Origin of the sequence: Acinetobacter sp. AOR34_HL (assembly GCF_027854795.1) — a bacterium.
In the GTDB taxonomy this organism is placed as follows: Bacteria; Pseudomonadota; Gammaproteobacteria; order Pseudomonadales; family Moraxellaceae; genus Acinetobacter; species Acinetobacter junii.
The window spans coordinates 1-11,188 of the sequence record NZ_JAKTID010000032.1 but is presented as its reverse complement, the minus strand read 5'-3'; the positions used below and the strand labels follow the sequence as shown (position 1 = coordinate 11,188).

14 protein-coding genes, 2 tRNA genes and 1 CRISPR repeat array are annotated in these 11,188 nt (G+C 39.3%); of the genes, 8 read left to right on the top strand and 8 right to left on the bottom strand.

What is annotated here, in order from left to right; translation table 11 throughout:
• Positions 1-155 precede the first annotated feature (155 nt).
• Together MKL32_RS05010 and MKL32_RS05005 are read right to left on the bottom strand one after the other, a co-directional pair.
• Positions 156-527 carry a NirD/YgiW/YdeI family stress tolerance protein gene (locus MKL32_RS05010; protein ID WP_087540510.1) on the bottom strand — a complete coding sequence of 124 codons (372 nt, stop codon included), beginning with the start codon at positions 525-527 and terminating at the stop codon, positions 156-158.
• Between the two features lie 139 nt (positions 528-666).
• Positions 667-1,089: a DoxX family protein gene (locus MKL32_RS05005; protein WP_004956589.1), complete on the bottom strand. Its 423-nt coding sequence runs from the start codon at positions 1,087-1,089 to the stop codon at positions 667-669.
• A 238-nt stretch (positions 1,090-1,327) separates the two neighbouring features.
• On the opposite strand from MKL32_RS05005, the gene MKL32_RS05000 reads away from it, so the two are divergent.
• Entirely contained in the window at positions 1,328-1,966 is a 639-nt protein-coding gene (locus tag MKL32_RS05000; RefSeq protein WP_004905607.1) for a DedA family protein, read from the top strand.
• A 16-nt stretch (positions 1,967-1,982) separates the two neighbouring features.
• Here MKL32_RS05000 and MKL32_RS04995 read toward each other — a convergent pair whose 3' ends face one another.
• The 5 genes from MKL32_RS04995 to MKL32_RS04975 all read right to left on the bottom strand — a co-directional run bounded on the left by MKL32_RS04995 (position 1,983) and on the right by MKL32_RS04975 (position 4,819).
• Entirely contained in the window at positions 1,983-2,573 is a 591-nt protein-coding gene (locus MKL32_RS04995; protein ID WP_005403937.1) for a LysE family translocator, read from the bottom strand.
• Positions 2,574-2,782: 209 nt separating this feature from the next.
• Positions 2,783-3,172 carry a hypothetical protein gene (locus MKL32_RS04990; protein WP_004956592.1) on the bottom strand — a complete coding sequence of 130 codons (390 nt, stop codon included), beginning with the start codon at positions 3,170-3,172 and terminating at the stop codon, positions 2,783-2,785.
• Between the two features lie 9 nt (positions 3,173-3,181).
• Positions 3,182-4,024, bottom strand: coding sequence for a ParA family protein (locus MKL32_RS04985; protein WP_004905614.1), 843 nt, complete (start codon positions 4,022-4,024; stop codon positions 3,182-3,184).
• An 81-nt stretch (positions 4,025-4,105) separates the two neighbouring features.
• On the bottom strand, positions 4,106-4,501 hold the full coding sequence (locus MKL32_RS04980) for a SirB2 family protein (protein WP_005403936.1): 396 nt from the start codon (positions 4,499-4,501) through the stop codon (positions 4,106-4,108).
• A 9-nt stretch (positions 4,502-4,510) separates the two neighbouring features.
• Positions 4,511-4,819, bottom strand: a complete 309-nt coding sequence (locus MKL32_RS04975) for a BolA family protein (protein ID WP_005403935.1) — start codon at positions 4,817-4,819, stop codon at positions 4,511-4,513.
• Positions 4,820-5,058: 239 nt separating this feature from the next.
• On the opposite strand from MKL32_RS04975, the gene MKL32_RS04970 reads away from it, so the two are divergent.
• Positions 5,059-5,134, top strand: a tRNA-Gly gene (locus MKL32_RS04970).
• Positions 5,135-5,179: 45 nt separating this feature from the next.
• Positions 5,180-5,255 (top strand) — tRNA-Gly (locus MKL32_RS04965).
• 325 nt (positions 5,256-5,580) lie between these two features.
• Here MKL32_RS04965 and MKL32_RS04960 read toward each other — a convergent pair.
• Complete coding sequence (locus MKL32_RS04960; RefSeq protein ID WP_004674114.1) at positions 5,581-5,808, bottom strand: helix-turn-helix domain-containing protein; 228 nt, start codon at positions 5,806-5,808, stop codon at positions 5,581-5,583.
• 115 nt (positions 5,809-5,923) lie between these two features.
• Here MKL32_RS04960 and MKL32_RS04955 point away from each other — a divergent pair, with 115 nt between their 5' ends.
• The 5 genes from MKL32_RS04955 to MKL32_RS04935 all read left to right on the top strand — a co-directional run bounded on the left by MKL32_RS04955 (position 5,924) and on the right by MKL32_RS04935 (position 8,949).
• Positions 5,924-6,133: a hypothetical protein gene (locus tag MKL32_RS04955; protein WP_000122748.1), complete on the top strand. Its 210-nt coding sequence runs from the start codon at positions 5,924-5,926 to the stop codon at positions 6,131-6,133.
• 19 nt (positions 6,134-6,152) lie between these two features.
• Positions 6,153-7,334, top strand: coding sequence for a site-specific integrase (locus tag MKL32_RS04950; RefSeq protein WP_270900280.1), 1,182 nt, complete (start codon positions 6,153-6,155; stop codon positions 7,332-7,334).
• Positions 7,327-7,578, top strand: a complete 252-nt coding sequence (locus tag MKL32_RS04945) for a hypothetical protein (RefSeq protein ID WP_270900279.1) — start codon at positions 7,327-7,329, stop codon at positions 7,576-7,578. The genes MKL32_RS04950 and MKL32_RS04945 overlap by 8 nt, the downstream gene beginning before the upstream one ends.
• Before the next feature lie 65 nt (positions 7,579-7,643).
• Entirely contained in the window at positions 7,644-8,192 is a 549-nt protein-coding gene (locus MKL32_RS04940; RefSeq protein ID WP_270900278.1) for a DUF1376 domain-containing protein, read from the top strand.
• A gap of 10 nt (positions 8,193-8,202) precedes the next feature.
• Complete coding sequence (locus tag MKL32_RS04935) at positions 8,203-8,949, top strand: ATP-binding protein (RefSeq protein ID WP_270900277.1); 747 nt, start codon at positions 8,203-8,205, stop codon at positions 8,947-8,949.
• Between the two features lie 104 nt (positions 8,950-9,053).
• A CRISPR array of direct repeats spans positions 9,054-11,182; the repeat unit is 28 nt; unit sequence TTTCTAAGCTGCCTGTATGGCAGTGAAC.
• Positions 11,183-11,188: the final 6 nt, after the last annotated feature.

The following is an 11,188-nucleotide window of genomic DNA, read 5'->3' as shown; positions in this document are numbered from 1 at the left end:
GGTTTGAGTAATTGATGAAATACGGTATTCTGATGTGACAAAACCTGAGTCCTTTATAGTTAAAGTGTTTGTTTGCACTCATATTTTAACTATTTTGACTCAGGTTTTTTTATTTAGAGCAAACTATGGGACAGTAGTGGCTAAGGCTTCCTTTTTTATTGATGTCCGTATTTCTCAATTTTGATTACTTCGATATCTGTAGGTTTATATCGATGTGTATCAACCTCACCGATTAAACGTACAGAATCACCAACACTTAAACGTGCTTGCTGCCATAAATCATCATCAATTTCTACAACAATGCTGCCACTCTGATCTTGAAATTCATAATGATCACTGTGTAAATGTTTGCTAATTTTTCCTGTGAGCGTTACACCAGTTTCATCTGCGTATTTGACGATATCCCTCACCAGCACACTATTTTGAGCTGCTTCTTTCAACAGTACAGCATCTTGTTTCCCAGCCCATGTGTGGCTTGCAGCTATTGATAAAAGACCGATCATTAAACCTAGGCTTATTGTTCTCATTGATTCATTCCAAACAATTTAATCCTTTAATATTCAAACTAATTTCGATAAACAGTGAGATCATTTTTTGTAATAAACAGTAAATTCCAAGGATGTAAAAAAGCCCCATCAAAAGTGGGGCTTTTTTGAAACTGATTGTTTATTTTTCAATTGCGTGATCTAAACTCAGACGACCTGCACCATAAAGCATTAAGTAAAATAATCCGCCTGCCATTGCCAAGTTTTTCATAAAGTTGATCTGTTGCATTTGATCATCTGTCCCATGGAAGATGAATGCAGTAATAATACTAAACACCCCCAAACCCAAAGCAGCTAAACGAGCTTGGAAACCAAATAACAGAGCTAAACCACCACCAAACTCAACCAAAATTGTGATCGGCAATAATGCCGCTGGAACTCCCATCGACTCCATATAACCTGCTGTAGCACCATATGCGGTCAATTTACCCCATCCAGCAATAATGAAGATATAGGCCATTAAAATACGAGCAATTAAAGTCACTGTATTTTCTACGCCAGATTGCGTTACGATATTTTTTACAACGACATTAGGGTTAAACATAATCAATTCCACTCTGTTTGTTTTTTAACTTAACACCAGTTTATGTATCTTCCTATTTGCAATAAACATCATATTTATTAATACATCGTTCCATTTTAAGAACAATAGTGACTAATTTAACAGCAATTCGTTATGCTTTGCATCATTAAGTAAAGTTACTAATTAATTTGCTTTTCTTACTGACATTAGACACACGCACTGCTAGGATTTAGCTCAAATTTATAGTGTTAAAGCCTTCATGGAACTCATTGATTTTATTCTGCACGTTGACGAACACCTTTTAGAGTTTATTAAGAATTATGGTGTCTGGATTTATGCCATTCTCTTTTTGATTATTTTTGTCGAAACGGGTTTAGTGGTGATGCCATTTCTGCCAGGCGATAGTTTGTTATTCGCGGCAGGTGCGCTAGCAGCGTCAACTGGTGCAATGGATCCTTGGGTTCTCGGTGTCTTGTTGTTTATCGCTGCAGTTCTTGGTGACACTGTCAATTATCATATCGGACGCTACATAGGTCCTCGTGTATTTGAAATGAACTTGCGTTTCATCAATAAACAGCACTTATTTAAGACTCAAGAATTTTTTGAGCGTCATGGTGGAAAAACCATTATCTTCGCACGTTTTGTGCCATTTGCACGTACCTTCGCGCCATTTGTAGCTGGTACAGGCAGCATGAATTATAAATACTTCCTGACCTATAACGTGGTGGGGGCATTCTGTTGGATCGCATCATTCATTACTTTGGGTTATTTATTTGGAAATATGCCAATCGTGAAAGATAATTTTACGCACTTAATTTTCGGTATCATTATTATCAGTATCTTACCAGGTGTAATTGGTTTTCTACGTCAGAAAATGCAAAGCATTAAAGCAAAATAATGCTCTGCCCCATTGATTAAAAGAAACGAAAAATCATTGGTAAGGTACAAATAATCAATAACATAGCCGATCCTTTATACAAGTGGTCGGCTTTGATTCCTACCAAACTACCAGCCAATAATGCACGCCCAAAGATCATCCAAAAGATTGATACTGGTATTAACACTAAGCTAAACACTGCGAAAACCAATAATGCATTTTCAACGGAGTCCCATGTTTCTCTTGGGAAAATTCCTGCTGCCAATAACAATGTTTTAGGATTCTTTAGACTCGAAACAAATAGTCGAGGAGTTTTAATTTGTTGATGATGCTGATTGTATTTTTGAAGATGTGTACTTTTCCATAAATGAAATGCTAGCCATAAAACATAGGCAACACTACAAACATGCAAAATGATGATTAAAGCAGGCCAAATTGGGTCAAAAAGATGGATAAATAACGCCCACAATCCGATCCCATAGATATAACCTAGCCACTCTACAGGTATATATGACAACGTTTTCAGCACGCCTTGTTGATGTGTTGAACTGGCTAATAAAGCATTCGTCGGCCCTGGAATGAGTAACACTGCGATCATCGCCAAAACAAAAAACCAACTCTCAATCATATAGATACCAACTGACTCAACATGCTCGCCACCTTATACGAAATTCGCTGCGACAAACAAGTTTTATGGGAAAAATGAACAATTTGAAATGAAGAAAATTGAAGATAAAATCAATTAAGGCATTGTTATATATATTTTTTTAATGAAACATTTTGCTAAACTTTAATTGAGCATCACCAGCATAAACACCAGTGATGCACATATGAAGATTAAGAATTTGCACGCTGTTTGACAATAATTGGGCAACCTTTAAACTTCGCAGCCTGAACAATGGCATCTTGTTGACCCAGTACATTCGCTAGTTCAGTGTTTTTGGTGTTCATCGACTGACCCATATTGACTGAGATCGAAGGCCCAAAGCCCCAACCGCCTTTACCCCAGCCACCGCCAAGTCCAACTCCCACCCCTACGCCTGTGCGCTTCGGTGTTTGTACCCCATTATCGATGTAATGCTGAATACGATTGTATTCTGCTTGTAGTTGCTGACAGTTTAATGACTGATATTGCGTTGGAGATACATAAGCAGGTTTAACCGTCGATGCACATGCACCGAGAAATAAGGTTGTTGCCAAAACTGGCAACCAATATAAACGCTTCATAAGCTTCTCTTATTTTTTTGCTTCAATCTCATTGAATAAAGTGACATAAGCAAGCGTCAATTTATGTTCAGCTGCGAGATGAACCAAAGGTAAATTCTTCTGATGTGATTCTTTCATCAAAACTGATGGCGGCAGCATACTTTCAAGTACAGGCAAACCATCATCTTTCAATTGTTGAACCACTTCACGTGGTAATTTTGCTTGAGCTTGATATTGATTGACCACAATACCTTCAATCTCTAAGCGATCATTATGATCATCTTGGGTTTCGATCACATTTTCAATCAAAGTTTGTAACGCACGTTTAGAGAAAACATCACAATCAAATGGAATTAATACACGATCTGCTGCAATTAATGCGGATAAAGTAAAGAAATTGAAGGCAGGTGGTGTATCAATAAAAATACGATCATAACGTGCACTAAGTGATTGAATCGAATCACGTAATTTATAAATTTTATGTTTGCTTTCTAATGCGTGTTCTAATGAACCTAGACTTGGGCTGGCAGGAATGACATCTAAATTTTCAAATGACGAACGATGTACATAACTTTCGAGCCCTTTACCACGTGGGGCTTTCAAAATAGAACCAATTGCATTACCAATCAGTCCTTTTTGTTGTGTTGTACCTAAGACATCTTCAAAGAAGTTCTCAATGTTTGGCTCTAATGCTGTTTTATCAGCAGAATATGTCGCATCTTCACCCAAAAGGTATTGGCTCGAATTTGCCTGTGGATCAAGATCAATAACTAAGGTTCTTAGACCTTGTTTAGCACTGATTGCTGCCAAATTGACTGTGATACTTGATTTTCCCACACCACCTTTTTGGTTAAATACCACACGAGTTAACATGATTTCCCTCTACAAGATTTTTTGTAAACTGCACGCAGTTTAACCTAGTGCTAAAACAATTACTAAAACAATGTCAAACAATCATGCAAAAACTGGCTTGATCATAACTAAGCCCAGAATACCCACTAAGGCCACTGTTCCGATCAATAAACCAGCACGACGTTGAACCAAAAGCACCGTATCATCTTTTTTATACATTTTGATCATCGAGGACCACAGTACAAAAAATAGGATGACTTTGGCATAGAACCACGGCTCGACTTGGAAGTTTTTCATATAAACCAGCACAGCACCCGTAACAATAATTAAAGTTAACGATAAATGCTGTAACCCTACGATCGCTTTACTTGAACTTGTATTTGGCTGTTGATTATCTCGCAATCCAATAAACAAAGTTGCTGCTCGAGCGACAAATACTAGAATGAGCAAACTCACCGCTGACATATGGATAATTTTGGTAATTAAAAGCGCGTCCATAGTCGATTCCTAGTTTTTTGGTGCATGGGCACATTCAGGACTTGCTGGTGCTTGTCCTTGCCATTCTGAAGGGATATAAGCATGTATAGCTAAGGCGTGAATTTTCCCAGGACTCATCAGTTCCGCAGCAACCGCATAAATTTTCTGATGACGTTGCGCGAGACGTAAACCTTGAAACTCTTCACTAACCACCACAACTTTAAAATGGGATTCTTTACCTGGAAAGTATCCACCATGACCTGAAGATTCATTAATAACTTCAAGGTGAGTAGGGTTTAACGTGTTTAAGCGCTCAATTAACTGTTGTTCTAAGTTCATCATTCACTCTGTAAATCAGATTGAGATAGTGCATTGATTATACATAACTACTTCCATGAGGTCTGTGATGATTTCAGAGATACAAACGCAGAGTATCTGGGCAAAATAGATTAAAACTTCGCCTCTAAAGGTGAGTTTTTCGGTATTTTCAAGATAAATGCTTTTATTTTATGCAATTAAGCAAAAACTTTGCATAAAGTTGTTGACCCTTGTTTTGCTTAATGTATTATAACTGGCACGCGGGAATAGCTCAGTTGGTAGAGCATAACCTTGCCAAGGTTGGGGTCGCGAGTTCGAGTCTCGTTTCCCGCTCCAGATTGGTTTTTTTAAGTGTAAGTTTTAGTAAAAACTGCTCAATATGCGGGAATAGCTCAGTTGGTAGAGCATAACCTTGCCAAGGTTGGGGTCGCGAGTTCGAGTCTCGTTTCCCGCTCCAAATTTAAAAGGCCCTAGTCGAAAGATTAGGGCTTTTTTCTTGTTGATTTTATTATATTTTTGAAAATTCCGCCTTCCTTTGTGATTCAATTCAATAAAAAATATTCTTAATGTAATTTGTATTTTGTGACCAAGATGTGACCATGGCGTGCCCACGACAATAAAAATGGTCTTAATTGATCTCAAATGTCCTCAATCGATCAACACTTTCAGAGCTTTTTTGAAGGCAAAAAATCACCCTGTTCTCTTCCAAACAAGGTATTTTTTACCAAATGATCAATAATTTGTGACCATTTCACTTTTTGATGTGACCATTTGTGACCAAACTACTTACTAACAGATTGTTCTTTATTGTCTTTTTCAAAAACAAATAAATCCCCTACCTGTACATCCAAATAATCACAAATTCGATCGATGGTCTCCAAATCAATTCGAGTCAATTCGCCATTATAAAGCTTATGCAAAGTTGTCTTATTAATGCCTGTACCACGAATTAAGTCAGCTACACGCATTTTTCTTTCAGCCAACAATATTGGTAGCTTACAAATAACCATTAATTTTTCCTCTAATACAATGAAAATTTAATTGCATTTAATTAAATTTCAGGTTATTTTAGGTCTAAGGATGAAAAATTACTTACATCCGATGAATTACGCTAGGAATACAATTATGTCATATACCTATCTCACAGCCCAGCAACTGGCTGAAAAAATCCAGTACGACGCTCGTACCATTCGCAACCAGCTGAAGGACAGTGTCTTTATTGAAGGTGTTCACTACATCCGTCCTTTTGGTGGCCGCAAAATTCTTTTTGTTTGGGAACGTATTGAAACTGAAATGCTTAAATTCACTGGTTTAAGCATGGATGCTTTGCAATAAGGCTTAGGAGGTTTAACTGATGGCTACCATCCGGGAACGAAGTGGCAAACTGATTGCCGACTTTCGCTACATGGGCATTCGTTGCAGAGAAACAACCAATCTTGAAGACAATGCCTATAACCGTCGCATTTTGAAAAAACGTCTCGAACAGCTTGAGGCAGAAATCACACTGGGCACTTTTGAATACGAAAAGTACTTTCCAAAAAGTAAACGTGTCGATGATTTTAAGGAAAAAAGAAGTCAGCAAATCGCTGTACAAACTAGGGTTCCTCTTTTTAAAGAGTTTACTGAAGTGTGGTTTAAGCAAAAACAAGTTGAATGGAGAACTTCTTATCAACAAAAGGTTTCAATTATTATTAAAAATTATTTGATTCCTGCTTTTGGTAATCAGGTTCTCTCGAAAATCAAGAAGTCAGACTTGCTGAACTTCCGTGCTTCCCTCGCCAAAGTGACACACGGAAAAGATCAAACAAGTCTGAAAGCATCGCGGATTAATCAAATCATGACGCCTTTACGTATGATACTGAATGATGCGGCTGAACGATACGAGTTTGAGTCGCCTTATAAAAATATTAACAATCTGAAGGAAAACAAGATTGAAGTTACTCCCTTTTCTCTGGAAGAGGTACATAAAATTCTTACCACGGTGCGTGAAGACTTCCGCCCCTATTACACCATCCGCTTTTTTACGGGTATGCGTACCAGTGAAATCGATGGTCTGCAATGGAAAAATATCGACTTACAGCGTCGTGAAATCCATATCAGAGAAGCGTTAGTGAATGGTGTGCTTGGCGGAACCAAAACTTATGGTTCTGACCGCACGATCCAGATGAATGACCGCGTTTACCAAGCTTTTCTGCAACAGAAAAGCTTAAATAACGGTAAATCAGAGTTTGTTTTCTGCAATCGTGATGGTGGACCTCTCGATTACCGTCTGGTGAATAAACGTGTCTGGCATCCGATCTTGCGCTTTCTAGGATTGAAGTCTAGAAGAGCCTACCAAACACGTCATACAGCAGCAACTCTATGGCTGTCAGCAGGAGAAAATCCAGAATGGATCGCACGTCAATTGGGACATTCAACGACTGAAATGCTATTCCGGGTCTATAGCCGTTACATCCCCAATGTTACGCGCCGCGATGGCAGTGCATTTGAAGCCATGCTGGAAAAACTAAATACAGAGGAGCTTGCACATGAATAGTAAAGCTTTCTTTGGTGGTGTGGTCGTCAGCCCTGAAGCAGATATGGTCGCTCGTGAATTAATCCATGAGCTACACATTCCCAAACTGCACAATCTGGCCTTTTTGCTGGAAATCAATACATGCTTCGATGATCACCAAGCATTAAGACTCTGGCTACAGCGAATGCTGGATGAAGAGCAAGCTCATTACGATGACTTGGCTCAACAGGCCCATCTCCGCTTAATGAGTCTCGCTCACTCATAAAACAAACATAAAAGGTCATCAAATCGATGACCTTAGCCCCTTTATACCTATAAAAAGGTAAACATATGAATAAAGATATTTCAATTTGGATGCCACTCTATATTGGCGACCTACAGGCGAAATTTGCACGAATGACAGCAGAACAAATTGGTGCGGCACTGCTGTTAATGATGGATTTCTGGAAAAATGGTGCCATTCCTCACGACCTAGCGACTGTATGTAGCATCACGAAATTACCGCAGCACACCAAGGCTAAAACTTTGTTAAATACGCTGATGACCCTAGAATTGTTTGAAGTCGAGTCTGAGCAGATTCATTCAAATTTCTTAAGCAGTTTAAAAAGCCAGGCATTTCAAAATCAGCAAATGAAATCTGATAAAGCTAAAAATGCAGCTCAAGCACGTTGGGGGAAATCCGCTAGTAATGCTCAAGCATCAACCAAGCAACGAAAAGTAAATGCTCAAGCAACTCCTGAGAAGAGCTCGAGTATTACTCAAGCCATGCTTGAATCATGCCCTTCATCTTCATCTTCATCTTCATCTTCATCTTCATCTTCATCTTCAAATTTTGAAGAAAAAAATGAGAGTTTTTTAGAAAATTCAAAGTGGATTTAGGAGATCAGTCATGAATACCATGCTTAAAACACTCCAGTTTCGCGCAGAAACAACGGAAACACTTTGCGCTACCCATCATATACCCCTGATGGAAATTGCAGGTCACAGGCTCTGTAAATTGTGTGCCAAAGAAACCGTCCATCACTCAAATGCAGCCTATGAGGATGAACTGCAACAGCGATTGCTAGAACAGAAAATCAAAAACTCAGGGCTCAATAAACGCTATCTGGACCGTGGCTTCAAGAATTTTGTAGTTGCATGTCCTGCTCAAGACAATGCCATCAAACTATGTCAGGCTTTTGCGCAGCAGATTATTTCTGGTCACAATCCGAACATGTTGATGATTGGTACACCGGGTACAGGTAAAACCCATCTGAGCGCATCAATTATTCGCAACATTCTGCATAACAGTACAAAGTCTGCACGCTACTATACCAGTGCAGAAATTGCTCAAAAAATGATGGATACCTGGTCAGATACTTCACGCTCTGAGAAAGAAGTCATCGACCATTTCTCCAGTTTTGATTTATTAGTGATTGATGAATATGGCCTGCATGACCGGCATGAAAAACGCCTAGAGATGGTACATAAGGTTCTATATAGCCGTTATGACAATATGAAATCTACCCTGCTGATTTCCAATTTCACAGTCCAAAATATGCAGCGGGATTTAGGTGTAAGATTATGGTCTCGGTTACATGAGAACCATTTGATTGTAGTGCCGTGTTATTGGGATGACCGACGAATTAGCGGATAATCGCAACTATCACTTAAGCCAATTATCTCACTGAAATAATTGGCTTTTATTACAAGAATTACTTACAGAATATCTCGCTTGCATAAGTATAACTGAAAATAATACTTCTAAGCTGCCTGTATGGCAGTGAACTAGATGATTGCTCAGCAACTACGATTATCAATTTTCTAAGCTGCCTGTATGGCAGTGAACCGTTTGTTTCCCAATGGAAGCTTGTAATCAGATTTCTAAGCTGCCTGTATGGCAGTGAACAGGGTGCAGACTATAACACTTTGTTTGGTGGTTTTCTAAGCTGCCTGTATGGCAGTGAACTACCGGCGGGGACGGGGGATTTTGGCATCAACTTTCTAAGCTGCCTGTATGGCAGTGAACATCAAACCATTTGGGACTAACAATTAAAGATCTTTCTAAGCTGCCTGTATGGCAGTGAACGATTGATTCAGAAAGGTCATTTTTGCGTGATCTTTCTAAGCTGCCTGTATGGCAGTGAACTGCATCACGCATTTGGTCTTGAATATTCTTCATTTCTAAGCTGCCTGTATGGCAGTGAACGGTTTGGGATAGTGCATGTTCTAAAGGTTATTTTTCTAAGCTGCCTGTATGGCAGTGAACTGGATGCGTAAAGATTTTTTGGTGGTTCAGCCTTTTCTAAGCTGCCTGTATGGCAGTGAACAATTATTGATAGGTGATGTTGTTGAGCTTGAATTTCTAAGCTGCCTGTATGGCAGTGAACAAACCGCGCTTGACATCGCCCGCGACGGTATGTTTCTAAGCTGCCTGTATGGCAGTGAACACTTGCTACAACAACAGGGCGCTGCTCAAGCTTTTCTAAGCTGCCTGTATGGCAGTGAACTCAAAATGTACACGCTGCTGATCAAGGTGACTTTTCTAAGCTGCCTGTATGGCAGTGAACAGGTCTTTTTTTGACTTAAACAGATTCATCATTTTCTAAGCTGCCTGTATGGCAGTGAACGCCAACTAATGGGTGATAAAAAGCATTGATACTTTCTAAGCTGCCTGTATGGCAGTGAACTTACACCCAACATTTCAGGTATGGCTCACAATTTTCTAAGCTGCCTGTATGGCAGTGAACACATGTTTGGCAGTCTTGGAGAGTTAGTTAAATTTCTAAGCTGCCTGTATGGCAGTGAACCTACCGCAATTTGACTTGGCTGCACTTCCATTTTTCTAAGCTGCCTGTATGGCAGTGAACCAGTAACTGGATTACCTTCTCCATCCAATACATTTCTAAGCTGCCTGTATGGCAGTGAACCGCCTTATTCGCTAGTTTTTACTTCTTTTTTATTTCTAAGCTGCCTGTATGGCAGTGAACTTGAGACGAGTTGAAAGCCTTTATCTAATGTTTTTCTAAGCTGCCTGTATGGCAGTGAACCTAATTGGAATAGATCTAATGCACAAGCTTCATTTCTAAGCTGCCTGTATGGCAGTGAACTTTGGCACCAGTTGTTGGACCTTAAAAAGATATTTCTAAGCTGCCTGTATGGCAGTGAACTTTGGCACCAGTTGTTGGACCTTAAAAAGATATTTCTAAGCTGCCTGTATGGCAGTGAACCTAAAACAGGATCACCATTTTCATCTAGCACATTTCTAAGCTGCCTGTATGGCAGTGAACTTACACAAAGTAATTACACTTTAAATATTGTTTTTCTAAGCTGCCTGTATGGCAGTGAACTTAAAAGTGCTTATGGTGGAACTGATGATTTCTTTCTAAGCTGCCTGTATGGCAGTGAACAACTTAATTTTATGTTAAATGCGATACCTAAATTTCTAAGCTGCCTGTATGGCAGTGAACACTTTGATGATCAACAAAATATCAATCGGAAATTTCTAAGCTGCCTGTATGGCAGTGAACGTCTCAATGAAATAAAATCACAATTCCCAATTTTTCTAAGCTGCCTGTATGGCAGTGAACGTAAGCACGTTGCAAATTCTCAGACAATTGAGTTTCTAAGCTGCCTGTATGGCAGTGAACAAAGAACATTGCAATCAAAGCCAATGGTGTTTTTTCTAAGCTGCCTGTATGGCAGTGAACTTAAAGCCACTGCATTAAACGTGGCAATCAATTTTCTGAGCTGCCTGTATGGCAGTGAACATCCAATGTCAGCAGAACCACAGCAATACAAATTTCTAAGCTGCCTGTATGGCAGTGAACCGCCTTATTCGCTAGTTTTTACTTCTTTTTTATTTCTAAGCTGCCTGTATGGCAGTGAACTTGAGA